Source organism: Streptomyces sp. V4I2 (assembly GCF_030817655.1).
Lineage (GTDB): Bacteria > Actinomycetota > Actinomycetes > Streptomycetales > Streptomycetaceae > Streptomyces > Streptomyces plumbiresistens.
Genome location: NZ_JAUSZM010000003.1, coordinates 10,434,100 through 10,460,184 on the forward strand (window position 1 = coordinate 10,434,100; position 26,085 = coordinate 10,460,184).

General features: G+C 67.6%; 23 protein-coding genes and 6 pseudogenes. 19 read left to right on the top strand and 10 right to left on the bottom strand.

All coding sequences use genetic code 11. From position 1 onward, the window contains the following. Positions 1 to 405 precede the first annotated feature (405 nt). The 4 genes from QFZ76_RS48890 to QFZ76_RS48905 all read left to right on the top strand — a co-directional run bounded on the left by QFZ76_RS48890 (position 406) and on the right by QFZ76_RS48905 (position 2,940). A complete protein-coding gene (locus tag QFZ76_RS48890) occupies positions 406 to 948 on the top strand; it encodes a hypothetical protein (RefSeq protein WP_307679725.1) in 543 nt (180 codons plus the stop codon). Between the two features lie 46 nt (positions 949 to 994). After that, positions 995 to 1,519: a hypothetical protein gene (locus QFZ76_RS48895; protein WP_307679726.1), complete on the top strand. Its 525-nt coding sequence runs from the start codon at positions 995 to 997 to the stop codon at positions 1,517 to 1,519. A 198-nt stretch (positions 1,520 to 1,717) separates the two neighbouring features. Beyond that, positions 1,718 to 2,026 carry a transposase gene (locus tag QFZ76_RS48900; RefSeq protein WP_307679727.1) on the top strand — a complete coding sequence of 103 codons (309 nt, stop codon included), beginning with the start codon at positions 1,718 to 1,720 and terminating at the stop codon, positions 2,024 to 2,026. Beyond that, positions 2,023 to 2,940, top strand: coding sequence for an IS3 family transposase (locus QFZ76_RS48905; RefSeq protein WP_307679728.1), 918 nt, complete (start codon positions 2,023 to 2,025; stop codon positions 2,938 to 2,940). Before QFZ76_RS48900 ends, QFZ76_RS48905 begins: the two co-directional genes overlap by 4 nt. Before the next feature lie 32 nt (positions 2,941 to 2,972). Here the strand turns inward: QFZ76_RS48905 and QFZ76_RS48910 are convergent. After that, positions 2,973 to 3,122, bottom strand: a pseudogene (locus QFZ76_RS48910) (transposase); the annotation flags it as partial. A gap of 176 nt (positions 3,123 to 3,298) precedes the next feature. Between QFZ76_RS48910 and QFZ76_RS48915 the strand changes: the two are divergent. From QFZ76_RS48915 to QFZ76_RS48940, 6 genes and pseudogenes are all read left to right on the top strand, one after another. Continuing rightward, a pseudogene (locus tag QFZ76_RS48915) lies at positions 3,299 to 3,529 on the top strand (IS6 family transposase); the annotation flags it as partial. Between the two features lie 387 nt (positions 3,530 to 3,916). Continuing rightward, positions 3,917 to 4,522, top strand: coding sequence for a dihydrofolate reductase family protein (locus QFZ76_RS48920; protein ID WP_307679729.1), 606 nt, complete (start codon positions 3,917 to 3,919; stop codon positions 4,520 to 4,522). Positions 4,523 to 4,620: 98 nt separating this feature from the next. Further along, positions 4,621 to 5,223: a helix-turn-helix domain-containing protein gene (locus QFZ76_RS48925; RefSeq protein ID WP_307672413.1), complete on the top strand. Its 603-nt coding sequence runs from the start codon at positions 4,621 to 4,623 to the stop codon at positions 5,221 to 5,223. Further along, positions 5,154 to 5,747: an IS630 family transposase gene (locus tag QFZ76_RS48930; RefSeq protein WP_307679892.1), complete on the top strand. Its 594-nt coding sequence runs from the start codon at positions 5,154 to 5,156 to the stop codon at positions 5,745 to 5,747. Before QFZ76_RS48925 ends, QFZ76_RS48930 begins: the two co-directional genes overlap by 70 nt. A gap of 307 nt (positions 5,748 to 6,054) precedes the next feature. Further along, on the top strand, positions 6,055 to 6,309 hold the full coding sequence (locus QFZ76_RS48935; protein ID WP_307679730.1) for a hypothetical protein: 255 nt from the start codon (positions 6,055 to 6,057) through the stop codon (positions 6,307 to 6,309). A 102-nt stretch (positions 6,310 to 6,411) separates the two neighbouring features. Then, entirely contained in the window at positions 6,412 to 6,687 is a 276-nt protein-coding gene (locus tag QFZ76_RS48940) for a hypothetical protein (protein ID WP_307679731.1), read from the top strand. A gap of 370 nt (positions 6,688 to 7,057) precedes the next feature. On the opposite strand, the gene QFZ76_RS48945 is transcribed toward QFZ76_RS48940, so the two are convergent. Further along, positions 7,058 to 7,720, bottom strand: a complete 663-nt coding sequence (locus tag QFZ76_RS48945; protein ID WP_307679732.1) for a response regulator transcription factor — start codon at positions 7,718 to 7,720, stop codon at positions 7,058 to 7,060. Next, positions 7,695 to 8,867 carry a sensor histidine kinase gene (locus tag QFZ76_RS48950; protein ID WP_307679733.1) on the bottom strand — a complete coding sequence of 391 codons (1,173 nt, stop codon included), beginning with the start codon at positions 8,865 to 8,867 and terminating at the stop codon, positions 7,695 to 7,697. Before QFZ76_RS48950 ends, QFZ76_RS48945 begins: the two co-directional genes overlap by 26 nt. Positions 8,868 to 9,042: 175 nt before the next feature. Between QFZ76_RS48950 and QFZ76_RS48955 the strand changes: the two genes are divergently transcribed. Further along, entirely contained in the window at positions 9,043 to 11,316 is a 2,274-nt protein-coding gene (locus QFZ76_RS48955) for an MMPL family transporter (RefSeq protein WP_307679734.1), read from the top strand. Positions 11,317 to 11,378: 62 nt separating this feature from the next. Here the strand turns inward: QFZ76_RS48955 and QFZ76_RS48960 are convergent. Together QFZ76_RS48960 and QFZ76_RS48965 are read right to left on the bottom strand one after the other, a co-directional pair. Further along, a pseudogene (locus tag QFZ76_RS48960) lies at positions 11,379 to 12,382 on the bottom strand (IS5 family transposase). Positions 12,383 to 12,455: 73 nt separating this feature from the next. Then, complete coding sequence (locus QFZ76_RS48965; RefSeq protein WP_307679735.1) at positions 12,456 to 13,100, bottom strand: dihydrofolate reductase family protein; 645 nt, start codon at positions 13,098 to 13,100, stop codon at positions 12,456 to 12,458. Between the two features lie 95 nt (positions 13,101 to 13,195). Here QFZ76_RS48965 and QFZ76_RS48970 point away from each other — a divergent pair, with 95 nt between their 5' ends. The 3 genes and pseudogenes from QFZ76_RS48970 to QFZ76_RS48980 all read left to right on the top strand — a co-directional run bounded on the left by QFZ76_RS48970 (position 13,196) and on the right by QFZ76_RS48980 (position 15,597). Further along, positions 13,196 to 13,693 (top strand): helix-turn-helix domain-containing protein, encoded by a 498-nt coding sequence (locus tag QFZ76_RS48970; protein WP_307679736.1) that lies wholly within the window; start codon positions 13,196 to 13,198, stop codon positions 13,691 to 13,693. A 14-nt stretch (positions 13,694 to 13,707) separates the two neighbouring features. Then, positions 13,708 to 13,812: pseudogene (locus QFZ76_RS52095) on the top strand (transposase); the annotation flags it as partial. Between the two features lie 495 nt (positions 13,813 to 14,307). Beyond that, entirely contained in the window at positions 14,308 to 15,597 is a 1,290-nt protein-coding gene (locus QFZ76_RS48980; RefSeq protein WP_307680363.1) for a vanadium-dependent haloperoxidase, read from the top strand. Positions 15,598 to 16,119: 522 nt separating this feature from the next. Here the strand turns inward: QFZ76_RS48980 and QFZ76_RS48985 are convergent. The 4 genes from QFZ76_RS48985 to QFZ76_RS49000 all read right to left on the bottom strand — a co-directional run bounded on the left by QFZ76_RS48985 (position 16,120) and on the right by QFZ76_RS49000 (position 19,757). Continuing rightward, positions 16,120 to 16,959, bottom strand: coding sequence for a transposase family protein (locus tag QFZ76_RS48985; RefSeq protein ID WP_307679737.1), 840 nt, complete (start codon positions 16,957 to 16,959; stop codon positions 16,120 to 16,122). Positions 16,960 to 17,011: 52 nt separating this feature from the next. Continuing rightward, positions 17,012 to 17,467, bottom strand: a complete 456-nt coding sequence (locus QFZ76_RS48990) for a hypothetical protein (protein ID WP_307679738.1) — start codon at positions 17,465 to 17,467, stop codon at positions 17,012 to 17,014. 315 nt (positions 17,468 to 17,782) lie between these two features. Further along, the gene (locus tag QFZ76_RS48995; RefSeq protein ID WP_307679739.1) at positions 17,783 to 18,961 is read right to left on the bottom strand and encodes an alpha/beta hydrolase; all 1,179 of its coding nucleotides are present in this window, start codon (positions 18,959 to 18,961) and stop codon (positions 17,783 to 17,785) included. A 298-nt stretch (positions 18,962 to 19,259) separates the two neighbouring features. Then, positions 19,260 to 19,757, bottom strand: a complete 498-nt coding sequence (locus tag QFZ76_RS49000; RefSeq protein WP_307679740.1) for a GNAT family N-acetyltransferase — start codon at positions 19,755 to 19,757, stop codon at positions 19,260 to 19,262. A gap of 178 nt (positions 19,758 to 19,935) precedes the next feature. On the opposite strand from QFZ76_RS49000, the pseudogene QFZ76_RS49005 reads away from it, so the two are divergent. The 3 genes and pseudogenes from QFZ76_RS49005 to QFZ76_RS49015 all read left to right on the top strand — a co-directional run. Continuing rightward, positions 19,936 to 20,970 (top strand): annotated as a pseudogene (locus tag QFZ76_RS49005) (IS630 family transposase); the annotation flags it as partial. Positions 20,971 to 21,187: 217 nt separating this feature from the next. Beyond that, the gene (locus QFZ76_RS49010; protein ID WP_307679556.1) at positions 21,188 to 22,282 is read left to right on the top strand and encodes an IS110 family transposase; all 1,095 of its coding nucleotides are present in this window, start codon (positions 21,188 to 21,190) and stop codon (positions 22,280 to 22,282) included. A 17-nt stretch (positions 22,283 to 22,299) separates the two neighbouring features. Continuing rightward, positions 22,300 to 22,617, top strand: a pseudogene (locus QFZ76_RS49015) (IS630 family transposase); the annotation flags it as partial. A gap of 327 nt (positions 22,618 to 22,944) precedes the next feature. On the opposite strand, the gene QFZ76_RS49020 reads toward QFZ76_RS49015, so the two are convergent. After that, positions 22,945 to 23,772 carry an alpha/beta hydrolase gene (locus tag QFZ76_RS49020; RefSeq protein WP_307679741.1) on the bottom strand — a complete coding sequence of 276 codons (828 nt, stop codon included), beginning with the start codon at positions 23,770 to 23,772 and terminating at the stop codon, positions 22,945 to 22,947. Between the two features lie 665 nt (positions 23,773 to 24,437). On the opposite strand from QFZ76_RS49020, the gene QFZ76_RS49025 reads away from it, so the two are divergent. Further along, positions 24,438 to 25,412, top strand: coding sequence for an alpha/beta hydrolase (locus tag QFZ76_RS49025; protein WP_307680364.1), 975 nt, complete (start codon positions 24,438 to 24,440; stop codon positions 25,410 to 25,412). Positions 25,413 to 25,497: 85 nt separating this feature from the next. Beyond that, positions 25,498 to 25,935, top strand: coding sequence for a hypothetical protein (locus tag QFZ76_RS49030; protein WP_307679742.1), 438 nt, complete (start codon positions 25,498 to 25,500; stop codon positions 25,933 to 25,935). Positions 25,936 to 26,085: the final 150 nt, after the last annotated feature.

Genomic DNA, 26,085 nt, shown 5'->3' on the forward strand with positions numbered 1-26,085 from the left:
TTCGCCATCATTTTAGTTGGTTCAGATCAGGGATCCGGAGCGATCCCATCCAACTCTGGGCAGGGTGTTTACAGTCCACCAAGGTGCTGATATTAAAGATAACAACACCACAGGAGCCCGTCGGCTGATCATTCTCCACTGTCAGCGGTCGACCAGTTTTCAAACCGCTCCTACATTTTTTCGCGGCCCAACTGGCCCCCATCTAGCTGAAGCCTGTTTCCTTCACTTCGGCTACATCTGCTGAATCTTTTCTTCCGGAATTCGAGCGAGGTGGTGACGCCGATTTTCTCCCGGGCGACACGGTGCTGCTGCCCTCGCCCATGAAAGAACCACACGGCTCGGCGGCCGACACTCCGCCCGCGAAGAGCGGGTGTTCTCGCCGGGATGCTCCAAGAGGGGAATAGCATGAACATGCCGCAGAAGCGCTTGGATGTAGAGGAGCCCTTCGCTCTCATCGCGCCCGACGCCGACGTTGCCACGTACGCGAAGAATTTCGACTTCCTGGCCGTCGAACCAGACTCCAAGGTCACCGCATTTCACGGGTTCAGCACATTCAAGGGCCTCAAGATCGAATCCAAGGGCTTCGATGTCGAGGGCACCATCACTGGTCGGGTGCGGAGCTACAGCTACACAGCGCTCTACGAGGTGTACAACCTGCCGTCCTCGAGCAGCTGGAGCCTCTGGGCACTCAAGTACAAGGCGGATCAGTCACAGAGTGTGCTGAAGCAGACCTTCTCTGGGACGGAAGAGACGGACCTCACCGTCAACATGAAGTTCCGAGCGAGGGCGAGCGACCTCGGGGGCGTGACGTTCCTGCGTGTCGGCTTCGAAACCATCAAGCTGCGGTTGGCCGGCGTGGAGAAGAACTTCACCGTCGTCAACCCTGCCTCCGGTGGCGGCCGCGACGAGGACGGCAACGACATCCCGGTCGACTTCGAGCCCATCTGATCCAGAACTAGCGCTCGACATCGCCACGGAGGTATCAGGTTCGGCTATGGCAGAACGAACGGCGCCGAACCTGACACCGTGGCTTCGCGAGTGGGGAGATGCCATGGATAGACATCCCGGAGGGGAACACCGGTCGGCCATAAAGCCCATGCAGGGATTCCTGCCACTCCATAACGTCGTCGAGACCAGCGGCATGGACGTCGACATGGACGTACACCTCGAGAAGACAGTCGAATCCTATGACTGGCATTTCATTTTCGCCCTCTATGACGCGCCGCTCGATACCTCACTCGCGGAGTGGGTCGACATTTACCGACGCCATTCCGATCCAATACTACTCGACCGAATGTTTCCATTCCTCGAAAAGCAGCCATTCAGGATTTCCTGCCGGGTGACTGTGCAAATCTCCAGTGGCGACCACGTGAATTTGCGCCTGGGGGTAAGAATGTTGCGGCTGGAACGGGGGGAGGAGCAAAAGGATGTCGCACTGCTCAACGCGGCGAACATAGTCGCTCTCACTCCGGACGGCGCACAATACCACCGGATAGTTGCGCATTGGTCCGAACGCTGATGAGTGAAGCGCATCCTATGAACGTGGAGGCACACACCGCCGTCCACAGTGCCGTCGCTCATTTGCGAGGCTAAGCGTTGTCCCGTAAATGATCTTTGACGTGCTGAATGACCTGCCTGTTTCTCCGTCTGAGGTTCCCCCGAGATGCGGAGTGTGTTGACAGAGGGTCAGATGGGACTCATGAGAGGAACATCGACCATGGCTGCTCCCAGGAAGTACTCGCTGGAGTTGCGTGAGCGTGCGGTGCGGATGTACCGCGTCTCGGACCCGAAGCCGCAGATCAAGAAGCTCGCCGTCGATCTCGGCGTGCATCCGGAGGCCCTGCGCGGCTGGATCCGCCAGGCCGAGGCGGACGCCGGCGAGCGGGATGACCGGCTGACCACCGACGAGCGAGCGGAGCTCGCCGCGCTGCGCAAGGAGAACGTCCAGCTCAAGCGGGCGAACGAGGTCCTGCGGACGGCCTCGGCGTTTTTCGCGGCGCAGCTCGACCCGACCCGGCCCAGGTGACGGCGCTCGTTGACGAGCACCCGCACCTGGGGGTCGAGTGCGTACTCCGGGAACTTTCCATCGCCTCCTCGACGTACTACCGCTGGCGTCGTGCCGAGCGCGAGCCGTGCGAACGCCGACGCCGGGACGTGGAACTCACCGAGCAGATCAAGGAGATCCACGCCGACTCGGGCGGGATCTACGGCTCGCCGCGCGTGCACGCCGTGCTCAAGCGCGAGGGCGTCCACGTGGGCCGCAAACGGGTCGAGCGGTTGATGCGCGAGGCCGAGATCGCGGGCATCAGCCCACGCCGGGGCGGCTTCACACGCCGCGACCCCGGGGCCGCACTCGCCCCGGACCTGGTCGAGCGGGACTTCACCGCACCCGCGCCGAACCGGCTGTGGGTCACCGACCTCACCATGATCACCACCGGTGAGGGGCCCTTGTGGCTCTCGGCGATCCGGGACGCGTTCTCCCGCCGGGTGGTCGCCTGGGAGACCTCCGCCCGCGCGGACGCCGACCTGGTCCTGACCACCCTCGAATACGCGCTCGCGAGCCGGGAAGTCGAACCGGGCAAGCTGATCCACCACGCGGACCACGGCTGTCAATACACATCCGTGAAGCTCACAACGCGACTTCTGCGAGCCGGAGTTGAAGCATCCATGGGTTCGGTCGGGGACAGTTACGACAACGCCCTCGCGGAGAACCTGTGGATGATCATCAAGACGGAGTGCATTCGCGGCCGCGTCTTCGCCACCCGGGCCGAGGCGAATCTCGCGCTGTTCGAGTACATCGACGGCTTCTATAACTCCCGGCGCATCCAGAAACGGCTCGGCTACCTCAGCCCGGTCGAGTTCGAGGAAAAGCACTACGCCGACCAGGCAACGGCCGAACGAACGAACCTGAAACCCCGTCAACCCGCCCTGACCCGCTGATCAGCACCTCTCACACGCCGGGGGAACCTCAGTCACCCGGCAAGGGTGAGGTTGTGCGGTCGGGCGATGCCGAGCATGGCGTGATGGACGCCGTCGCCCTTGAGGCGGCAGTCACGCAGGATCTTCCAGGTCTTCATGCGAGCGAAGGCGTGCTCGACACGGGCGCGGACTTTGCGGTGGGAGGGGCGCTGTCACGTTGGCTGAGCGGGTGGGATGATCTCCGGGTTGATACTGACTTCGGCTCGTTAGGGTGATCCGTCTCGAAGTCCCTGATGATGCGGCGCGGTTGGTTGGGCACTGTCACGTTGGCTGACCGGTGGGATGATCTTCGGGTTGATCAACCTGGGAAGGGTCGTCCGTGGGGAGCGCGTCGCTGTCGTACAAGGGCCACCGGTACCCGGTCGAGGTCATCTCCCACTGTGTGTGGCTGTACCACCGCTTCCCGCTGTCGTTCCGCGAGGTCGAGGAGCTCGTGCTCGAGCGAGGGATCGTCGTCTCGTACGAGACGATCCGCCGCTGGTGCGGCAAGTTCGGGCAGACCTACGCCAACGCGCTGCGCCGTCGGCAACCCCAGTTGGGGGACAAGTGGCTCTACCTTCTTGAACAGGTTGGTCCTCCCGTTCGTAGGGTGGGGACACCCAGGGGAGTTGGGTGTGGCTGACAAGTGGCTGCCGTTCGTGGCTTCAGGTGCTTGGCCGCCCGGCTCCCCACGACGACTCGGCCGCCGATTGGGAAGTGCGAACAAGTCGCTGTGTAGAGCAATGCCGGCGAGGTCGTCCGTGGTACGCAAGGCAAGTACGACGACTGGAGCACAATGAGCCGGATATGGGCGGGGACCGACTGCGGCAAGACCCACCACCATTGCCTGGTCCTGGACAGCGAGGGCGACACGCTGCTGCACAAGCTGCGCCGCGGAAGTTCCGCCGATGAGTTTCCGGCGGTTGTGCCGTCTACCCGTCGACGAAGGGAGCGCACCATGCGCAAGATCATTGTTTGCACGTTCCTGACACTGGACGGCGTCATGCAGGCGCCGGGCGGTCCGGACGAGGACGCTGAGAGCGGCTTCGAGCACGGCGGCTGGCAGAAACCGGTGTCCGACGACGAGGTCGGCGCGGCCATCGCCGGTTGGTACGAGCACTCCGACGCGATGCTGCTCGGCCGCAAGACGTACGAGATCTTCGCGTCGTACTGGCCGACCGCCGATCCCGACAACCCGTTCACTGAACGGATGAACAGCATGCACAAGTACGTGGCGTCTTCGACCCTGACGTCCGTCGAGTGGCAGAACTCCACGCTGCTGGAGGGCGACATCGCCGATGCCGTACGCCAGCTGAAGGCGTCCGACGGCGGCAACATCAACGTCGTCGGCAGCGGCGACCTCGCCCAGATCCTCATGCGGCACGGCCTCGTCGACGAGTACCGGCTGACCATCCACCCGGTGATCATCGGGACCGGCAAGCGGCTGTTCGCCGACGGAGCGATCCCCACTGCACTGGAGCCGGTCAGCGTCTCGACGACGAAGGGCGGCACCATCGTCGGCGTCTACCGGCCGAACGGCAAGCCCAGCTACGACAGCTACTAGTGCTGAATTCCGCTTTCAGTGGGTATAGCTGCTGGTAGCGGGGTGGTAGCGGGGTGGTAGCGGGGTGGTTGCGGGTACTCGGGGGCGGGTGCTGGACGATGGTGTTACGGGTACGGCCGGGCCGTGACGAGGGCGAGCAAGCGGTGGTCCACCGTCTGGCGGCTGCCAGGAAGGCGCCGAAGGTTCTGGTGGAGCGGTGCCGGATGGTGGAGCTGAGCTGGGACGGCTGGCTGGTCCCGCAGATCGCCGACGAGCTGAGGTGCAGTCAGAAGACGGTGCGCCGCTGGCTGCACCGGTTCAACCGCTTGGGGCTTGAGGGCCTGGAAGATCTGGGCGGGCAGGGCCGCAAGCGAAGGATCACCGAGGCCGAACGCTCCCGGATCATCGCGATGGTCAAGCAGACCCCGCCCGGTCGGCTTGAGGTGCAGCCGTCGAACGAGATGTGGGCCGCGGACGAGTCGGGACCCTCGGAATGGACCTTGGACGCACTGGCTGCCGCGGCCCGGGACCTGGGAATCGAGGTAAGCCGCTCCCAGGTGCGCCGCATCCTGCTGGCCGAGGGCGTGCGCTGGCGGCGCACACGCTCGTGGACGCGCCCGAGAGATGCAGACTTCGAGGGAAAAGGACGCGGATCGTCGAGCTCTACACCAGCCCGCCCGCCGGTGCGACGGTCGTCTGCGCCGACGAGCTCGGCCCGGTGATCCCACGCGCCTTCCCGCCGGCACCGGGCTGGTCACCGGACGGACACCGCATCAAGAACGAGATCGACTACTCCCGCGGACCGGAGAAAACCTGGGTCTACGGCGCCTTACGCGTCCGCGACGGCCAGGAGCTCACGATGACCGCCACCTCCCGCAACAGCGCCTTCTACCAGCAGTTCCTTCAGCTGGTCGAGGACGCCAACCCCGTCGGGGACATCTATGTGATCACCGACAATCTGTCCTCGCACAACAGCGTGTCCACCCGAACCTGGCTCGAGGACCACCCCCGCATCAGGCACGTGTTCATCCCGGTCGGCGCCTGCTGGCTGAACCTCCAAGAGGGCTGGTGGCGCATCTTCCGCAAGACCGCCCTGGCCGGACGCTCCTTCGGCGACCGCGACCACATCACCCACGCCACCGAAGTGGCCACAGCCCAGCTCAACGCCCGCGCCCGACCCTGGATCTGGGGCAGACCCGCACCGCCCACACGGCGCTTACGCCGCCGATATGTGTACGTCCTTTGAGGAACGAAGCACTAGGCCGGTGGCTGCGCAACGTCCGCCGCCGCCATAACTGACCTCGGCGGACTATGCCCTGCGCCGGAAGTTCCTAGGTAGTTCGTACTGGGCCACAGGCGGTCAACACGCCTGGTCGCCGACCGGAACCCAAACGCCGGGACGGGACGGATCTACCAACGGATTACTGGCGCAGGACACCAGCAGCACACGAGCCGGGCGCTGCCTGACCGACCGCTGAGAACTCCGGGCCGCCAACCGACCGGGGGTTGTCTCATCCCTGCCGCACCACGGTTCGTGCGCGTAACCTGTGGCCATGCCGAAGGAGACGCCGCAAGCGAAGCGGGCCCGGAAGGCTGCGGCCCGCGAGCGTGCAGCCCGCATCATGGCGAGCTTGGTGCAGCCGCCCCGGCCGCAGCCGAGGCGCTCGCCGTCGGTCAAGGTGGTGCAGGCGCAGCCTGAGAAGCCTGCGCGGGCGTTGATCCCGCCGAGGGACACACCGCTGCCCGAACGCGACCGCGAGCAGTACGCCGACAATGCCTTCGCGGCATGGGTCAAGCCAGGCGCGTAGGTCATCCCTGACGCGCGCGAGGTGACGCGCGCGAGGGACTCATCCCAGCTGGCGACGACACCCGATACCGTCGCCGCAGGACCGAACACAAGGGGGGAACGGATGCGTGGCAAGTTGGTGTGGGCCGTGGGATTGGCCGCAGTAGGCGCCGTCGGGAAGCTGGCCGTAAACGCACGGCCACGAGTCGCCGCAGTCGAGGCCGAGGCCGAGGAGGAGGCTGCCCAGTACCCGGCGCAGAAGACGATCTACCGGGTGACGTGGAGGCAAGAAGGTGTGGAGCACGTCAAGGACTTCGTCGACGTCGACAACGGTTACGAGTTCTACCAATGGATGCTGCGGCGCGCCTCCAAGGTGACGTGGGAGCACAGCGCCGTGTAATTCCAGCCGTTGCTCGCCGTATCCTCGCCAAGTCTTCGGCTGAGGACTGACCCGCTCCGACGCGTCCAGCAGCGTCATGCACACGCCTGGCCCTCACCGCGCGGAGCCGGGCGCGCCATGCTAGGGCGCGTATCGAGTCGTGATCATCGGGTGGTCCTGGTGAGGTTTTTGATCCAGATCATCGAGGCGTGCAGGTGGAGACTGGCGAGGTAGCTGTCGGGAGTCTTGTCGTATCGGGTGTCTCACCGTCCCAGTTCCGGCCTCCTGGTACGTCACGCTCTGGGGCGGGTGAGGCACGTGGAGCCGACGTGAGCCGACCGGTGCACTGATGTCCGGGCGGGGACTCATCGGACATGGCCCGGCACGCGGCTCAGGTTCCGGGGAGGATACGGCGCGTTTCGTAGGCCCACATCGCGATCTCGACCCGGTTGCGGGCGCCGAGTTTGGCCATCAGGCTGGCCAGATGCGTCTTCACCGTGCTGAGGCTGATGTGCAGTGCATCGGCGATCTCGGTGTTGGTCAGCCCGCGAGCGACGGCTAGGAGCACCTGCTCCTCGCGGGCGGTGACGGGGGAGACCGGCTGGGCCACGGGCCGGCCGGCGGGCAGGTCCGCGAATGCCTGGAGCAGACGGACGGTGACGCTGGGCGCAATGAGCGCCTCACCGCCGGACGCCGACCGTACGGCCTGGGCCAGAAGGTCTGGTCCCGTGTCCTTGAGGAGGAATCCGCGGGCGCCGGCACGCAGCGCGCCGTAGACGTACTCGTCGAGGTCGAAAGTGGTGATGACGACCACGGCCAGCGGGTCGGCGACGCCCGGGCCGGCGATCAACCGGGTGGCCTCGAGCCCGTCGAGTACGGGCATGCGGATGTCGAACAGGCAGACGTCGGGGCGCAGTTCGCGGGCCAGACGTACCGCTTCCTGTCCGTCGGCGGCCTCGCCGACCACCTCGATGCCGGGCTGGGCGTTCAGCATGATCCGCAGCCCGGTGCGGATGATGGTCTGGTCGTCAGCGACGAGGACGCGGATGGGCACCGCTCTCGGTCCTCCCTCTCGGCAGCTCGGCTTCGACATGCCAGCCCTGGTCGGCGCCGGGGCCGGCTTGTAGTTTGCCGCCGAGCAGGGCAGCGCGCTCGCGCAGTCCGGCAAGTCCGTATCCGTCGCGACCCCGGCCGGTGCGCCGGCCGTTGTCGCGCACGCTCACCCGTACCGTGTGCCGTTCCGCGGCGACCCGAACGACGAGCTCGGTCGCGTCGACCGCATGGCGCAGCGCGTTGGTCACCGACTCCTGCACGATCCGGTAGACGGCCGCGTCCACGGCCGGGGGCAGCGCGTCCAGTTCGCCGTCGAGCCCCAGGTCGGCCCTGAGGCGACCACCCGGGGTGCGCACCAGGCGCTCCAGATCCGCGACTCCGGCAGGGGGCGCCAGCTCGGCGCCGACCCCGCGGTCGCGCAGCGCGGCGACCATGGCGCGCATTTCCTCCAGCGTGCGCGCCCCTTCCTCCTCGACCCCCTCCAGCGCCTCGACGGCGGCGGACGGGTCGGTGCCCGCGAGGACCCGGCCCGCCTGGGCGATGATCACCATGGCCGACACGTGGTGGGCCACCGTGTCGTGCAGTTCCCGGGCGAGCTGCTCGCGCTCGCGGGAGCGCACCTGCTCCAACTGCCGCTCGCGAGCGGTGACCCGGAACCGCACGGCAGCCCCGACCACGCCGGGCAGCAGCAGGAAGACGAAGCCCACGACATTTTCGACGACCGGGGTCTCGTCCGTGACGGAACACAGCGCGCTGGCCGCGAGGATCACCGTGCCGCCCAGCACGATCTCGCGTCCCGATCCCCACCGGGGCAGCGCGTACACCAGCACGAGCACGACCGCGCCGGTGTCAAGGCCGACGGGCTCGCGCGGTGCGGCGACGAGCGAGGCCACCTGAAGCAGGATCACCGAGCCGAACGCCAGCGTCACCATCGCCAGCGGGCGGGTCCGGCGCCACAGGGGCAGCAGGCACAGCCATACGGCGAACACCACCGCCACCGGCCGCCACACGACGTTCTCGCGCAGGGTGGCCTCCAGCACCACACCGCCCAGGCCCGCGGCGAGCAGCGCCCAGTCCCGCCACACCCGGGCGGGCGCGTCGGGCGGCCGGGGTTCGGTCCACAGGGTTCGCAGGTCGTCTCGCAGCACGGTTCTCAGCCTAGGGACCGCGCCGTGCCGCGCATCGGCCGAAAGGACGGGGCGTCACTCCGCCCTGGGGCCGACGGATCCGCGGCCCGCGAGCCGATGCCGCAGAGCGCCGTGGCGACGAACCTCGGCATCGGCGGCCGTACAAGGACGGCCGACGAGGTGGTTGGAGGAACCGATGCTCTCGAAAGCCCTGTTGCGCCTGGGCGCAAGCGCCGCCCGCCATCCCTGGCGGGTGATCGCGGCATGGCTGATCGCCGCCACGCTTGCCGTCCTCGCCGCGATCGCCATCGGCGGGCGGACCGCGGACTCGATGACCGCTCCGGGACTGGACTCCCAACGGGCCGCGCAACTGATCGAGCGGGCCGGCACCGGCCAGGAGGGGATGACCGCCCAAGTGGTCGTCACCCCCCTCGACGGCGGTGCGACGTTCTTCGACCACGGCAGCGCGCGCACCGCTCTCACGCGGTTGCAGACCGAGGTGCAGCGGCTGCCGCACGTGCTCGGCACGAGCGACCCGGCGGGGGCACTCGACGCAGGCGGGGACACCACCGTGCGCGGCGGCCTTGTCTCGGCCGACGGGCGGATCGCGGTCGTCCGGGTGCAGTACCCCGACCAGAGCCGGCTGTCGGCCAAAGACCTCGACGCCCTCGTCGATCTCGGCGACCGGCTGCGCGCCGAGCTGCCCCTGCGCATCGAGATGGGCGGGAACCTCTTCTACGTCTTCTCCGACCCCGACGGCGGCGCAAGCGAGCTGATCGGCATCCTCGCCGCGGCCGCGATCCTGTTCCTGGCGTTCGGTTCGCTCGTCGCCGCCGCGCTGCCGATCGGTATGGCGGTCTTCGGGCTGACCGTCGGGGTTGCCACGATGACGGTACTGGCGGGGGTGACGGACGTCCCGACCTTCGCCCCTGTCCTGGGCAGCATGGTCGGGCTCGGAGTGGGCATCGACTACGCACTGTTCGTGCTCGCCAGGCACCGGGAGTACCTCGCGCGCGGGCTCGATCCCCGCGAGGCGGCGGGGCGAGCGGTGGCCACGGCGGGGAGGCCCGTGGTCTTCGCCGGCGGCACCGTCGTCGTATCGATCCTCGGCCTGGCGGTCGCGAACGTACCGTTCATGACGGTGGGCGGGCTCGCCGTCTCGATCGTCGTTCTGACCATGGTGGTCGCGTCGGTGACGCTGCTGCCGGCCTTCCTCGGCGCCGCCGGCCCACGCCTGGCCCGGGCCGGCCGGATCGGCCGGGCTCTGCAGACCAGGAAGCTGGGCCGACTCGCACGGCGGCGGGACCCGGCGGCAGGCGCCGCCCACGCCGCCGGGTGGCGTCGCTGGATCGGGCACGTCAGCCAGCACCCGGTGCCGTACGCGGTCGGCGCGGCGGGGCTGCTGCTGACCGCGACGCTGCCCGTGCTCGGCCTGCGCGTCGGCCTGCCCGACGACGGCTCACTGCCCCACAGCCGTACCGAGCGCCGGGCCTACGACCTCGTCGCCGAGGGGTTCGGCCCGGGCACCAACGGTCCCCTCGTCATCGCCGCGAACCCCACCGGTGATCCGGGAGTGCTGGACCGACTCGTCGCAACGGTCGCGGCGGATCCGGGCATCGCATCCGTCGCGCCGACGCACATCGATCGGGCCACCGGCATCGCGACCCTCGTGGTGTTCCCGACCACCAGCCCTCAGGACAAGGCCACTGCCGACACCATCGCCCGGCTGCGCACCGACGTGCTGCCCACGGCGATCGGGCACGGCCCGGCCAAGGCCCACGTCGGCGGCGCCGCCGCGAGCCTGTCCGATGTGGGCCAACGCACCAGCCAACGCCTGCCGGTGTTCGTCGCCGCCGTGCTGGCGATGTCGTTCCTGCTGCTGATGCTGGTCTTCCGCTCGATACTCGTACCGCTCAAGGCGGTACTGCTGAATCTGCTGAGCATCGGCGCGGCCTACGGCATCATGGTCGCGGTCTTCCAGTGGGGCTGGGGAGGCGCACTCATCGGGCTGGAAGCGACGGTTCCGATCGTGTCGTTCATCCCGATGTTCCTCTTCGCCATCCTGTTCGGCCTGTCGATGGACTACGAGGTGTTCCTCCTCTCCCGCGTGCGCGAGGAGTACCTGCGCACCGGCGACAACGGCACGGCGATCGTTGAGGGCGTCTCGCGCACCGCCCGGATCATCACCTCGGCCGCCCTCATCATGGTGGCGGTCTTCCTGTCCTTCGCCGTCGCCGAGGACCCCTCCACCAAAATGTTCGGGCTCGGCCTGGCCACCGCGATCTTCATCGACGCCACGGTCGTACGCATGGTGCTGGTACCGGCGACCATGACACTCCTCGGCCGGACCAACTGGTGGTTGCCGAAGTGGCTAGACTGGATGCTTCCCCGCGGCCCGGTCGGCACCGACGACACCGACGCGGAATCCACGGGTGAGGCCCGCGTCCACGGCTGGTTGACCGTTGACTAACTCCTGCCCGCCCTTGGCGTCCGGCACCTCAGCGCGTCACCTAGGGGCATATCGAGTCGTGATCATCGGGTGGTCCTGGGGAGGTCCTTGATCCAGATCATCGAGGCGCGCAGGTGGAGACCGGCGAGGTAGCTGTCGGGAGTCTTGTCGTATCGGGTGGCGATGCCTCGCCATGCTTTGAGCTTGTTGACCAGGCGTTCGACGGTGTTCCGCTCCTTGCAGAGATCGGCGTCGTGGCTGACGGGTCGGCCACCTCTGGAGCCCTTCTTCTTCCGGTTGGCGGCCTGGTCCTTCTTCTCCGGGATGACCGCCTTGATACGGCGTTTGTGCAGGTGGGCGGGGTTTCCGCAGGACGAGTACGCCTTGTCCCCGGCGACCGCGTCCGGCCGGATGCGGGGTCGGCCGACGGGCCCGCGTACGCGTACCTTCTTCAGGACGGGGATGAACTGCGGGCTGTCCGCTGCCTGGCCTGTGGTCAGGATGAACGCCAGCGGGCGGCACTTGCGGTCGGCGGCGAGGTGGACCTTGCTGGTCTGCCCGCCTCTGGAACGTCCGAGGAGGGCGGCCTTCAGCCGGAGTTTCCGCCGACGCCGGATGCGTCGTCGTTCTTCCAGCGCGGGATCACTTTCGGTCTCTTGCCCGTTTTGCTCTTCGAGGTCGCCCCCTTTGACCTGGCCTTCTCCTCCTCGGCCGCGGCTTTCTCCAAGGCGGTGACGACGTCCTCGTCGAGGTGCATCCCGGCCGCGTCGTGGTGGGCTCGGGCGGTGGTGGAGTCGATGCTGACCAGGGACAGGTCCACCTCACCCCGCTTCGCGGCTTCCGTGATCAGGCCCTCCAGCAGGGCCTCGAAGACGCCGGCGTCACGCCACTGCCGGAAGCGGTTGTGGACGGTCGACCAGGCGCCGAACTCCGTCGGCATCTCCCGCCACTGCCCGCCCGTCTTGAACCGCCAGATCACGCCCTCGAACTGCTGCCGCAGTCGCTCGGGGTACGGGCCGTACTCGCCGATCGGCAGGTACGACTCGATGAACTCCCAATCCGGATCGGTCAGTTGCACTCGCGTCACGTAAGACCGTCTATCGGACCGGACCGTGTCACGAAGGCACATCCCGCAAATTGATCACGACTCGATACGCGCCCTAGCTGGCGCTGGTTCGATTCCAGAAGTGGTGTGTGAGGCCGCTTGCCGAGGTCGCCGACTCGACGGTGTAGCGGTCCTGGACTTCGGCAAGCCCGTCCCACATCGATACCCCGGTGCCGAGGGTGATGGGCACGGTGACCAGGTGCATGAAGTCGATGAGGTCGGCCGTCAGAAACTGCCGGACGGTGGAGGGGCCACCACCGATGCGAACGTCCCGGCCGTTGGCAAGGTCCTGGGCGTATGCGAGGGCGTCCTCGGGTGTGGCGTTGAGAAAGTGGAAGCTCGTCCCGTTGTCGAAGGAGATGGGGGCACGTCGATGGTGGGTGAGCACCACCACGGGCGTGCGGAAGGGGGGTGCGTCGCCCCACCAGCCCCGCCAGTCGTCGTCGGTCCACTCGCCGGTCTGCGGACCAAACTTGCCCCGGCCCATGATCTCGGCCCCGATGCCCTGACCCCAGGTGCTCGTGAGAGCGCGATCGAGGGTGATCGGGTCATCCACTGCGTCCACGCCGTGGATGACCCGCCCATCGAAGCGCGCGAACAGCCTCTCCGCGCCCCCAATGGGCGTGTCGAGTGTGATCGTCTCGCCTGCGCTGTAGCCGTCGAGGGAGACAAAGAAGTTGTGCACGCGGACTTTGGCCATGCGATCCACCTCCGAAAAGTGCTTGCGAACTGCAACTGGATGATGAAAGCCTACGATGTAGGAGTTGCATATCGCAATCAGTCAGGAGGTTCGCGTTGCGTAAGGAGCCGCGCTCGGGTTGCGCGATCAACGCCGCGGTGGAGGTACTGGGAGACTCCTGGACTCTGATCGTGCTTCGTGACGTGATATTCGGTGGACGTCGTCACTTCCGGGATCTGCTGACCCAGAACGACGAGGGCATCGCGTCCAACATCCTCGCCAGCCGCCTACGCAAGCTCGTCGAGGCAGGCCTGCTCAGCCGCGACGATGCCACGCGTGGCCAGAAAGCGACCTACACTCTCACCGAAGCTGGCATCCAGACTCTGCCAGTAATGGTTGCCCTCGGTGCGTGGGGGTTGCAGCATCGACCCACAACCCCGGAGCTTGCGGTGCGTGCCCGCATCCTTGCGGAGGGATCCCCGGACCTCGTGGGTGAGCTCATGGACGAACTGCGCGAGAGTCACCTCGGCGTCACTCGCGAAAACCCGAAGAGCCTCAGTGCTTCCGAGCGGTTGCAACAAGCGTACGAAGCCGTTCAGTCACAGGCTCACTGACGACGGAGCCGTTGTTGCCCCGGGGCAAGAAGCCGGGCCGTCCGCCGATATGGACCAGGCGGCAGCTGATCGACGGCATACGGTTTCGCACCCGCACCGGTGTCCCGTGGCGAGACGTGCCGGAGCGGTACGGGCCCTGGTCCCGGGTGTACGACTTGTTCCGACGCTGGCAGCGGACGGCTGCGACACCGCCGACCGGGCGGCGTACGAGACGGCTGGATGGATCGGTGGAACCTGGCCCCCTTCCTGGCGCATGCTGCCGGCAGCGACGTGCTGTCCGTCGTCGTGGCAGGCGCCGAGTCAGCCGTTCTGCGTCTGCGCATGGACCCCTCTGCTCTCCGCCTTCGCTTCGCGCCGACCGCGCCCAGAGGCGCCCGGACTTCCTGCCCGTGCCCTCCGTCCCGGCGACCGACCTCGCCACCACGGCCGACCGGCCCGCCCGGAGGGCGCTCCGGCCGAGTGCTCCCGGCCGGGGCCCGCGCATTCGTCGCCGAGGTGACGGACATCCGGGTGTGAACCCCGTCGGATTGTCGATAATTGTCGGTGTAACGACAAAACTGACCCCCGCCGATAGGCTCGGACAATCTGTCACCGACAAGCCCATGGGGGGTCTCGTGACACAACGCCCGCTCGCCGGATCATTCAGAGGGTTACGCCGTATCGCGGTCCTCACCGTACTCGCCCTGACCGTCCCACTGACGGCCACCACCGCCGAGGCACACAGCGGCGTGGAGGCCGCCCCGGGCAATCCCGTCATCGCCTGGAACATTCACGCCCAGACCGCCATCTACGACACCGCCAAGCAGTCGCCCACCACCAGCACCCGCAGCTACGCCATCGTGCAGGGCGCTGTGTACGACGCGGTCAACGCCGTCGCCGGCCGTCCGTACGAGCCCCTGGTCAGCGCGCCCCGCAGCCGCCCCGGGGACTCCACCGCCGCGGCGGTCGCCGCGGCCGCCCACGACACGCTGCTGTGGCTCTTCCCCGGGCAGGCCGAGTCGCTGAACGCCCGGTACGACGAGGCGCTGGCCGCGATCCCCGACGGCCGCGCCGAGGACGGCGGGGTGGCCGTCGGCAGGGCCGCCGCCGCGGCGATGACCGAGAGCCGCCGTGACGACGGCTTCGACCCCACCGCGCCGTGGACCGTCGGCACCGAGCCGGGCGAATACCGGCTCACCCCGCCCGGCTACGTCGGCGTCGGCGCCTGGGTGCCGAACCTGAAGCCGTTCGTCGTCCCCGACGCCGGCGCCTACCGGGTCAAGCCCCCGCCGGCCCTGACCGGCGCCGCCTGGGCCCGCGACCTGAACGAGGTCAAGAGCCTCGGCGCGGCCACCAGCACCGTCCGCACCGAGGACCAGACCGAGGCGGCGATCTGGTGGGACGACCCCCGGATGGTCGAATGGTCGATCACCCGGCAACTCGCCGGCGCGCACCGCCTCAGCAGCCTCAGGACGGCCCGGCTGCTCGCCATGGTGTACGTGGCCTCCGCCGACACCCTGATCGCCTGCTACAAGGCCAAGGCGCACTGGAACTTCTGGCGCCCAGTGACGGCCATTCCGCTCGCCGGCACCGACGGCAACGCGGCCACCGATCCCGACCCGGACTGGACGCCGCTGCGGGTCACCGCCCCGTCGCCGGAGTACCCGTCGGGCCACGCCTGTTTCACCACGGCGGTCATGACGGCCCTGGGGTCGTTCTTCGGCCGTGACGACCTCACGTTCGCCGCGTACAGCCCCGCCTCCGGCACGACCCGCCACTACGACAGTCTTCAGGCGGCGACAGCCGAACTCCTGGAGGCGCGAATCTGGGCCGGCGTGCATTACCGCTTCGCCTCCGAGCACGGGCACCGGCTCGGGCTGGCGGTCACCCTCGACGTCCTGAACCGCGCCTTCCAGCGGCGCTGACGCGGCCGTCCCTTCCACCACCGCCGGGAGGACAGCACCGACACCGGCGCCCTGGCCCGTCGCCTCGAAGCCGACAGATACCGCTTACGGCCGGTCCGTCGCCGTATCCGGTCATGCTGCCTGGTTGTTGCGGGCAGGGTGCGACACTGAGCATCCAACGGAGTTCCTCGTGCGACAGAAGGATCTTGGTCGATCTCCTGTGTATGGGGAACTCCGTTGCCGCGTGGGACTTTCGCCGGACAACCACCCAAATCGGGGCAGAGTTCACAGAGCTAGAGCCCTTACAGACTCGCTCCCCAACCCCCGCCACCTGCGGTAACACGCTAAGTAACCGGCATTGGTGGTCAGAGGCACTTTCTGTTTGCGCGATCACCCACCGGACAGCACTCCACGTGAAAAGCGCGAGGCTAAAGACCCAATGAGCATTGTGCATCGTGATGTTGCTGGTCATGGGTCTGGTGTGCGCGGGGTTCGGGATGCTCATGCTGGTCGTGGGTGGATGACTTCGGTGAAGATCGTCGGTCACCGGGAAACTTCACGGTTCGTGAGGACGAGCAGGGACCTGACCAGGGTGGTCGCCCACGTCGGGTCGGTGCGGACCTTGCCGAGCACGCGCCAGTTCTTGAGGTGGGCGAAGCTGTGCTCCACCGGTGCCCGGACCGCTGCCAGTGCGGTGTTCGACAGCTTCTGGCCGCGGGTCAGGGGCCGGTTCCGGGTGGCCTTGTAGCCGGTGATCACCGCCGGGTCGGCGTCGGGACCGCTGTCGTCGAGCCCGACGAAGCCCAGGTCGGCGATGGCGCCGAGACCGGCCGCCCGCAGCTTGGCGGTGAGCTGGTCGTGTCGGCAGGCGGTGATCTCCGAGGTCCGTCCGGGCCGGGCCGCCGAGACCCAGAGCAGTCGGCCGCGGTCGTCGGTGAGCGCGATGACGAGCAGGCCATGGCATTTGCTCTTGCCGGAGTAGTTCTTCCGGTTCTCGGTTCCGGTGCGCCGCCGGGTGCGGATCAGCGTGCCGTCCAGCAACACCACCCCGCCACCCTTGTGGGCGATCTTTTTGAGGGCGCGGTCCAGGCGCGGGGCGCGGGCAGCCAACAGACCGACGACCTCCCGCACCCACCGGGTCACGGTGGTGCGGTGTATCCCGTTGCCGCCGGCCAGGTCGCCCGGCCGCTGGTCACAGCGCAGTACCGCCAGCACGATGCCCGCGATCTTCCCCGCGGGCAGGGACCGCCACCTGGAGTCAATCTTTTTCAGATGGCCGCGGATCAGGTCAGCGAGCCAATTCAGGGTGGCGCTCGACAGCGGCAGGCGGGCGGTGTAGACAAGGCCGTCAGGGTCCCCGACGGTGCTGTTGGCTTTCTTCACACCAAACTCAACTGCCGCCGGGGGCCCGCCAGTTACGCCCTGCCGCGCGCAATCACAACCGCGCGGTGAATCGCCCGTCGCCCCGTTTGTGCAGCCAGCCTCGGTCGGCGAGCTTGGTCATCTTCGCCCGCAGCGGCTCCAACTTGCCGCGCGCCGAGGTGTCCAGGCTCAGCCGCTCACCGACCGCCCTGACCTGCACCGGGCCGTCTGCGTCCCGCACGATCGCCAGGATCGTGCGGTAGTCGTCGGGCAGCGCGACCTCGTCCTCAGCCTCACTGCGGTGCGGAATCAACAGGACTGCCCGGCCAGCCACCCGGGCGGGAGTTGGGGCGACGGCAGCGGTGTCCTGTTCCGCGGCCCGGTCCTGCTCGGCCAGCCGGTTCAAAACCCGCTCGGCGACGATCAATTCCTCCCGCTCGGCCTGGACCTCCTGCAGCTGCTTGGCCAACTCCTCGGCGAGTGTGTCCAGTTCACCCCGGCGAGCCGTGATCCGCTCCAGCTCCCGCATCCCCACGCCCTCCCACAGTCTCCCGACGTACCGGTCCGGTGACGGATCGTAAAAGCGGCAGCACGGTCACCGCAGCCGAACCCGACAACGCCCCCGGCCGACATGCCAGACGATCTTCACCGTGGACACCGACCGACGATCAGCGCGAGTATCCCGCCCGCACCTCACACCAGTCCCGCGACCTGCGAACTTCACGATGCACGGGTTTCAATCTCCCGCTACTGCGCATCCGTCAGTTCGCGTCGCCGCACCATACGGCCCCCATCCCAGCCCCGACCCTGATCCAACCACCCAGCAAGAGCCATCAGAAACGACCTAACGGGCTGAGTCAGGAGTGCGCTGCGGAGCAGCCAGGACCCAGGCGGCGAAGGCTTCGACGCCGTCCACGACTGCCTCGAAGCGCGGGGAGTGGAACAGGTCGAACGCGTGCTGTCCGCCGGGCAGTTCGGCATAGACCACGGTGCTGTCCGAGACACGGCGCAGCCGGTCGACGAAGTTCCGAGCGCCCTCGACGGTCGCCAGCGCGTCCTTGGTGCCGTGGGCGATGAGGAACGGTGGCGCACCGGGGTTGAGGTACGCATACGGTTGGTTCGGGGACGGCGTTGCGTCGGGCTCCTCGCCGAAGAAGTGGCCGTAGTAGCCATAGAGGCAGATCGCCGCGGTGACCGACGTGTCGGCCGACTCGAATCCGGGCTGGAACACCGGGGCGTTCGGCGTGAGCGCGCACACGGCCGCCAGGTTGGAGCCGGCGGAGCTGCCCGCCACGAACAGCCTCGACGGATCGGCGCCGTACTCGGGCGCATGCTCGCGGACCCAGGCGATGACCTTCTTGGCGTCGATCTGGTGGCCGGGGAAAGTCGTCTGGGGCCGCAGCCGGTAGTTGGCGCTGATGCATACCCACCCCTGACCGGCAAGCCGGTAGAGCAGGGGCCGTGCCTCGCGGTTCTTCGCTCCGCTGGTGTAGCCGCCGCCGTGGAAGTAGACCAGGACCGGCGCGTTCCGCGGTGTGTCGCGGCGGCGGTAGATGTCGAGGAGATTCCGGCGCCCGGCGTCCCCGTAGCGGATGTTGGGGATCCGCTCCACGTCACGCCGCCGCATCAGGCCCGGCAGCAGCAGGATGCGGGCCCAGGGCCGGTGGCGGCGCAGCGGTGCGTGCACACGATCCCGCCAGCCGATCCCGAGGCCCTGCTCAAGAGCCCGCCCGACCACCTGATCCGTCCGCAGGCCCCGCCAGGCGGAGACAGCAAGGCCGACGGTGGCGACGGCGGCCACCGCGGCCGCCACCCTGGCGCCCGCCGAATCCAGATCGCCCTGGGCGGCGGCCAGTGCCGTGGAGGCCACCAGGACATAGATGCCCACGAACGGCACCTCGTTGAGGCCCAGGCCGAACCAGAAACTCAGGGTCCCCAGTGGCCGAGGCCGACGTGGCGCGACAACGGCGAAGAAGGTGCACCAGGTTAAGAGCGCGGTCGTCGCCACGTATCCCATCGGCATGTCCATGAACGTAACACTGTCAACTCTGGGAAATGTCCCGGGACTTCCCCGCCCAGCTCCGCCGTCGCGGGTCACTCGTTCGTGAAGATCCAACGAACCCGGTTCAACATCAGCGCACACACGCGTTCTCGGCGAGGTCCGCACCGACCCGAAGTGGGCGACTGCTCTGGTGAGGGCCCTGCTGGTCCTGACGAACCGCGAAGTCTCCCGGTGACCGACGATCTTCACCGAAGTCGTCCGCCCACGACCAGCACGAGCACCATGAACCCCGCGCACACCAGACCCATGACCTGCAACTTCACGATGCACACCACTCACTGCGCATCGTGCCTTCGACAGAGAAGCCGGCCTTGGTCGCTACCCGGCACGATGCCGGGTTGGCCATCGAGTGGCACAGCCGGAGTCGGTGCAGGCCAAGGTCGTCAAACGCCCACTGGCTGAGGCGCTTCGTGGCCTCGACCATGACGCCGCGACCACGTCCTGCGGGCAGGACCCAGTACAGGACTTCGGCGCTGCCACCAGCGAGATCGATATCACCCAAGCCGATCAGGCCCACGGCCTGGCCGCCGTCGGGATGGGCGATGGCCCATATCGCGCTCTGCTCGTTCTGCCAGCGCTCGTGCATTGGCTCGATACGCTTGCCTGCTTCCGCAGGCGAGGCCACGACCAGTAGGTTCCACTGGCGAATTGCCGGATCCTGCCCAGCAGCTATCAAGGTGCCGGCGTCGCTGGCGCGCCAGGGGCGCAGCTTCAGACCGCTGGACAGGGTGAGCACGGGTTGTTCCTGCTTGGCCATGTGGCCTGCAGGAACGACGGGCGGTATGGCTGAGGCGATCACCGCGGCATCGTGCCACAGCCCGACATCGGACAGAACTCGATATCCGGTACACGATCACCAACCCGGCGAACCTGTGCGGTCACAGCACTAGTGTGCTGCGCCGGAAATCCTGAGGGTTAGTAAGTACCCTGTCGTCATGTCGCATTCGGGGCCTTCTGCTGCAGAGATCACGTTGTCCGAGGCCGAGCGTGCCGAGTTGGTGCGCCGGACGCTGATGCCGCACCGGCGCTCGGCCGAGAAGGCCCGCATCATCCTGGCGTGCGCTGACGGCATGTCAAACGCGGGTGTCGCACGGCTCGTCGGTGTCCAGGCCAAGACGGTCGGCAAGTGGCGTCGGGCTTTCGCCGCAGAGCGGATGGCTGGGCTTGAGGACGCCGGCTGGATCGGCCGGCCGAAGGCCGACCTGATCCTCGACGATGCTGAGCGCAGGCAGCTGCAGCAGTGGGCGCGGCAGGCGAAGACCGCTCAGTTCCTCGCGTTGCGGGCCAAGATCGTGCTGCGCTGCGCGGAGGGCGGGACGAACCAGCAGGCCGCGGCCGACCTCGGCATCGACAGGTCGACCGTGGACCGCTGGCGGGCCCGGTTCATCGCGAAACGCCTCGATGGTCTGCAGGACGAGCCACGCTCGGGCCGGCCGCCGTCGATCCTCCTCGACCAGGTCGAGGAGGTCGTCGTGGCCACCCTGGAGTCGGTCCCGGGCCAGGACACGCACTGGTCACGGGCCTCGATGGCCCAGCGCACCGGCCTGTCGAAGTCGACGATCGGGCGGATCTGGAAGCGGTTCGGCCTCAAGCCCCACCTGCAGGACTCCTTCAAGCTGTCCACGGATCCGCAGTTCGTCGCCAAGGTCGTCGACGTGGTCGGCCTGTACCACCACCCGCCCGAGAAGGCGGTTGTGCTCTGCGTGGACGAGAAGAGCCAGATCCAGGCGCTGGACCGCTCACAGCCGGTCCTGCCGATGATGCCGGGCATGCCCGAACGCCGTACCCACGACTACCTGAGGCACGGCATCACCAGCCTGTTCGCCGCCTTCAACATCGCCGACGGCACCGTCATATCGGCACTGCACCGCCGCCACCGGGCGATCGAGTTCAAGAAGTTCCTGATCCGGATCGACAAGGCGGTGCCCGCCGGCCTCGACGTCCACCTCGTCTGCGACAACTGTGAGACTCGTGGGGTGCCGCCGGGGGCCGGAGCCTGACCCGTGCGACAACTGGCCTCAGCTGCCTTGGAGTAGATCTGTCGGTTCCGGCCCCCCGGCGATGCTTGCTGCCGCCGGACCGGCGGGCGTGTCCCGATAGGGGCCTTGCCCTACAAGGCACCATCACAGTTCTGACCGCCCACCCGGCCCGGCGTCGGCCATCAGCCCCAGCCGATGAAGGAGCCGCGTGACCGTCACCAGCATGCCCCAGCCGACCCTGCCCGCACAGCGGGCAGCACAGCCCGCGGAGGACGTGATCCTCGGGGTCGACACCCACAAGGACGTGCACGTCGCCGCAGTGATCACCGTGCTCGGCGCACTGCTGGCTCACCAGGAGTTCCCGACCACCGCTGCCGGATACCGCCAACTCCTCGCCTGGGCCCGCTCCTTCGGCATCCTGCACCGTGCCGGAGTGGAGTGCACCGGATCCTACGGAGCCGCCCTGGCGCGCTTCCTGCGGCAGGAGAACATCCAGGTCATCGAGGTCAACCAGCCTGATCGTGCCACCCGGCGCAAGCGGGGCAAGACCGACGCCGTCGACGCGGACGCCGCTGCCCGTGCCGTTTTGTCCGGACGCGCCACCACCACGCCGAAGACGGGTGAAGGCCCGGCCGCGGACCTGCGCGTCCTCAGACTGGCCAAGGAACCGGCCGTCAAGGCCCGCACCCAGGCGATGAACCAGCTCAAAGCCGTACTCCTGGGCGTCGACCCCGTACTGCGCGAGTCCTTGTCCGGACTCAGGAACCCGGCGCTGATCGCGCGGTGCGCGGACGGCCTTGCCGACAGCAACGACGCGGCCGCCTTCACCCTCCGGCTCCTGGCCCGCCGCATCCAGCACTTGACCTGCGAGGTTAAGGATCTCGCCCGCCGAGTCACCCGGGCCGTCCGCGCACACCGCCCGCAGCTGCTGGAGATCGTCGGCATCGGGCCGGACAGCGCCGCAGCCCTCCTCGTCGCCGCCGGCGACAACCCCGACCGGATCGCCACCGAGGCGTCATTCGCCGCTCTGTGCGGCGTCAGCCCGGTCGAACAGTCCTCCGGCAAGACCCAGCGCCGACGGCTAAACCGCGGGGGCAACCGGCAGGCCAACGCCGCCCTCTACCGCATTGTCATGACCCGCATCCGCTGGGACGAGCGCACCCGCTCCTACCTGGAGCGACGCACCAAACAGGGCATGTCGAAGCGTGAGATCATCCGCTGCCTCAAGCGCTACGTCGCCCGCGAGATCTACCACCAGATCCAGCCGAAGACGGTCACCCCAAATCCCTCTCCCGCAACTTGACGAAACATAGGGGCATCTACGCCACCCACAACACCGCCGAGATCAGGACGTGGCTCGGTAAGCACCCACGCTTCCACGTCCATTTCACCCCCACCGGCTCCTCCTGGATGAACCAGGTCGAGCGGTGGTTCGGCCTGCTCACCGACAAGCTCATCCGCCGCGGCGTCCACACCTCCGTGAAGGCGCTGGAGGACGACATCACCGCATGGATCGACACCTGGAACGAGAACCCGCGGCCCTTCACCTGGACCAAGACCGCCGACGAGATCCTCAACTCCCTCGCCGACTACCTCACCAAGGTCGGAACCACCGGCCAGAAAACAGAGCAGAACTAACCCTCAGGATTTCCGGCGCGTCACACTAGTGCTGTGACCGCACAGGTTCGCCGGGTTGGTGGTCGTGGCGGTGGTATGTGCGGCGACGTCCGATCCGACAGCCGAAGACGCGGTGGCCGAGCCTATCGGTGTGCGCAGGCTGACTGACGAGGAGGGGCAGCGGCTGCAACAGATCGTGCGCCGGGGTAGCACCAACTCGGTGGCTGGTGCAGGCCGACGAGGACATTGGAGATAGATCACTGCGGGTGGCGCAGCCATCCCGTTAGATCGGTGCGCGCCAACCGGGTCGGCGATGAGGCGTCGTGGGTTGCCGCTGTCGGCGGTTTGTCAGCCATGCGGGGTTCGGGCGTGGCTGGTCGCCCATTCGAGCGCGTAATCGGCCACCTGTTCCCAGCCGGGCTCGACACCGGTGAAGTGTGAGCGGTCCGGGAACTCGTAGGTCTCGGTCAGTGCCTCGGAGTTGCGGTACTTCTTCGCGTTCGAGCGGATCACCGAGGGCGGCATCAGGTGGTCCTTGCCGCCCATGATGAACAGCAGCGGCGCCCGGTCGTCCAGGTCGTAGTCGACCCAGGTCTCCTGGTGGCCCGGCTTCCAGTTGGCTATCAGGCCGTAGGCCCACACCCAACTGCCGGGCGCCGGGATGTGGAGGAGGTCGTACGCCGCGTCGGACTCCTCCCGGCTGCACGTGTTGGCGAACGCATAGTGGAACTGCTCCCTGGTGAAGCCCACCGCGCGGTGCCGGTTGGCCGGGTTGGCGAGGATCGGGAACAGGGATTTGATCTGGGACGGCGGGTTCACCCGCACACCCTCGGGTGGCGCCGAGTCGATCGTCACGGCGGCGGCGCCCAACCCTCGGTTGACCAGGAGTTGGGTGAAGGTCCCGCCGAAGGAGTGGCCCATGATGATCGGCGGACGGTCCAGGCCCCCGACCACGTCGCTGAGATGGTCGAGGGTTTCGGGGACGGATGCAGCGGCGATGATCTCGGGCTTTTCGCGCAGCGCTTCCACTTCGATCTCGAACCCTGGGTACGTCGGCACGACCACCTCGTAGCCCTTCGCCCGGTAGTACTGCGCCCAGCGATCCCAGCTCCTGGCGGTCATCCAAAGCCCGTGGATCAGCACGATCGGCGGGGCATCGGTCGTCGGCTCGCTCATGATGCTCCTTTGTCGATTGCGAGATATAACAATCGTCGACCTCGAACAGGGGTCGCACAAACGCAGCAATGAAGTGGTGGCCCACCGGCGCATGCTCTGCACCGCCGCCCCCTCCGGGAGGCACCGATCGCTTCCGTGACTTTCTGGCCGTCCGCACATCGGCACGACGGGACGCCCAGCGTCGCGAAGGTCGGTTACGCTGCGTGTCGCTCGGTCCGCGGCAGACGAGGGCGAAACGGAACCGCTCCTGGGCCGCACGACGTGGACCTGGACCGTTGTCGCAAACCAGTCACTTCGACCACGGGGCGTACCCAGGCTGAGCCCGTGACGGAGGCAGATCCGCTGGAAGGGCCCCTGGCGAATGGTGGTCGGAAGACTCACATCCGATGATCTGACCGAGACCGCGACCGAGGCACCTGACCGATCTGGGCCGCAGCCAGCCCTCCACCTGCTTCGGCCCCGGCTCGGGCTGCAACGCTGCGGTGGCGGTACGGGCCGGGGTGTGCGACTACACAGATGCGATCATGAGTCGGAGGGGCAACGCTGTTGCTTGTGGCAATGCTGCGCTGCCTGCCCAGTGGCGGGGCGCATCGACGCTCCGCAGTCAGGCCGTGCAGGAGTCCTCAGCATCTCTCTCAGCAGCCCCAGACCTCACGGAGCTCGTCATGACCGCTCCCTCTGGCTCCATCGTTCTGGAGCCCGCAGCCCAGCAGTTCGCAGATGCCACCTCCCAGCCGCCGTTCTTGTACGAAATGGGGCCCGAGAAGGCCCGCAGGGTGCTGGACGACCTTCAAGCGGAACCGATCGCGAAGCTCGAGGTCGACTCAGAGTGGATCACCGTTCCTGCCGATGTCGGCGATGTACGTGTCCGCATCATCCGGCCGCGAAGCGCCGCTCCGCCCCTCCCCGTGATTCTCTACATGCACGGCGGTGGATGGATTCTGGGCACCGCCGACACCCATGATCGACTGGTGCGCGAGCTCGCGGACGGGGCGCAGGCTGCGGTCGTGTTCGTCGAGTACACCCGCTCTCCCGAAGCGCACTACCCGGTGGCGATCGAGCAGGGCTACGCCACCGCTCAGTGGATCGTCCGGGAAGGCGCTGCCCATGGCCTCGATCCGGACCGCATGGCGGTAGCGGGCGACTCGGTCGGCGGAAACATGACGGCTGCTCTCGCCCTGATGGCCAAGGAACGCAGCGACGTCCGCTTCGTGCATCAGTCCATGTACTACCCAGTCACTGACGCCGAAATGAACACCAAGTCCTACGCCGATCTCGCCACCGGCTACTTCCTCACCGCCAAGGCCATGGAATGGTTCTGGAACGCCTACGTGCCCGACCGCGCGCAGCGCAGCGAGATCACCGCCTCTCCCCTGAAGGCCGACCTCGATCAGCTCGCCGATCTCCCACCGGCCTTCCTCCTTGTCGACGAGGCAGACGTCCTACGCGACGAGGGCGAGGCATACGCGGCCAAGCTCCGCGCCGCGGGCGTCGACATCACCACGGTCCGTTACGACGGCATCACCCACGACTTCATGATGCTCAACCCCCTCAGCGACACCCATGCCACCCGTGCGGCCGTTGCCCAGGCTGTCGCAGTGCTGCGCGACGCGCTGAGAAGTGGTGTCGCTTCGCCTTGAACTGTGACGTTCTGTGACTCGGTCGGTGCTTCGTAGGCCGACGGTCTTTCTCCAGTGGCCAACTGCCCACTTTGGGAGGCTCGGCATGGCATCCGATTCCATCTGGCGATCCGCAGCGCGGCAGTTGCCGCTCAGGCTCCCCGTCGGCACGTTCTTCCTCAACTCCGCGCTGTCGAAACGCGGCGCGGACCAGGCCACCGCTGAGGGACTGCAGCAGTTCACCACCACCGCCTACCCCTTCTTGGGCAAGCTCGATGCTCAGCAGTTCGTCCGGTTGCTCTCTGCGGGGGAGATTGCCGTTGCCGCCGCGTTGCTTCTGCCGGTGGTCCCTGCCGCTGTTGCCGGAGCCGCGTTGACCGCGTTCTCTGCCGGCACGCTCGGGCTGTACCTGCGCGCGCCGGGCATGCGCAAGGAGGGCAGCCTGCAACCCACTGAGCAGGGAACCGCGCTGGCCAAGGACGTCTGGACGCTGGGCATCGGCATCTCCCTCATCGTCGAGGGCGTCAGAGATCACCGTTGGTAACGAGGCGGATACGGTGTCGGCCAGTGCTGTAACCGCACAGGTTCGCGGATGCTTCGTCGTGCCGCTCGCGGCACTGGCGGCGGATGCGGCGTACGCGGGTGCGGACCGAGGCGGTGAAGAACGGCGTCGTCGCGAGCTGCCCGCCGTGCG

Bases quoted from the DNA above. Each gene is read 5' to 3' on its own strand.
- QFZ76_RS48995 (WP_307679739.1), bottom strand. From the start codon at position 18,961: ATGCCGATGGGATACGTGGCGACGACCGCGCTCTTAACCTGGTGCACC.
- QFZ76_RS48890 (WP_307679725.1), top strand. From the start codon at position 406: ATGAACATGCCGCAGAAGCGCTTGGATGTAGAGGAGCCCTTCGCTCTC.
- QFZ76_RS49030 (WP_307679742.1), top strand. From the start codon at position 25,498: ATGGCATCCGATTCCATCTGGCGATCCGCAGCGCGGCAGTTGCCGCTC.
- QFZ76_RS48925 (WP_307672413.1), top strand. From the start codon at position 4,621: ATGGTGTTACGGGTACGGCCGGGCCGTGACGAGGGCGAGCAAGCGGTG.
- QFZ76_RS49000 (WP_307679740.1), bottom strand. From the start codon at position 19,757: ATGGCCAAGCAGGAACAACCCGTGCTCACCCTGTCCAGCGGTCTGAAG.
- QFZ76_RS48920 (WP_307679729.1), top strand. From the start codon at position 3,917: ATGCGCAAGATCATTGTTTGCACGTTCCTGACACTGGACGGCGTCATG.
- QFZ76_RS48955 (WP_307679734.1), top strand. From the start codon at position 9,043: ATGCTCTCGAAAGCCCTGTTGCGCCTGGGCGCAAGCGCCGCCCGCCAT.
- QFZ76_RS49025 (WP_307680364.1), top strand. From the start codon at position 24,438: ATGACCGCTCCCTCTGGCTCCATCGTTCTGGAGCCCGCAGCCCAGCAG.
- QFZ76_RS49020 (WP_307679741.1), bottom strand. From the start codon at position 23,772: ATGAGCGAGCCGACGACCGATGCCCCGCCGATCGTGCTGATCCACGGG.
- QFZ76_RS48990 (WP_307679738.1), bottom strand. From the start codon at position 17,467: ATGCGGGAGCTGGAGCGGATCACGGCTCGCCGGGGTGAACTGGACACA.
- QFZ76_RS48900 (WP_307679727.1), top strand. From the start codon at position 1,718: ATGGCTGCTCCCAGGAAGTACTCGCTGGAGTTGCGTGAGCGTGCGGTG.
- QFZ76_RS48935 (WP_307679730.1), top strand. From the start codon at position 6,055: ATGCCGAAGGAGACGCCGCAAGCGAAGCGGGCCCGGAAGGCTGCGGCC.
- QFZ76_RS48940 (WP_307679731.1), top strand. From the start codon at position 6,412: ATGCGTGGCAAGTTGGTGTGGGCCGTGGGATTGGCCGCAGTAGGCGCC.
- QFZ76_RS48965 (WP_307679735.1), bottom strand. From the start codon at position 13,100: ATGGCCAAAGTCCGCGTGCACAACTTCTTTGTCTCCCTCGACGGCTAC.
- QFZ76_RS48895 (WP_307679726.1), top strand. From the start codon at position 995: ATGGCAGAACGAACGGCGCCGAACCTGACACCGTGGCTTCGCGAGTGG.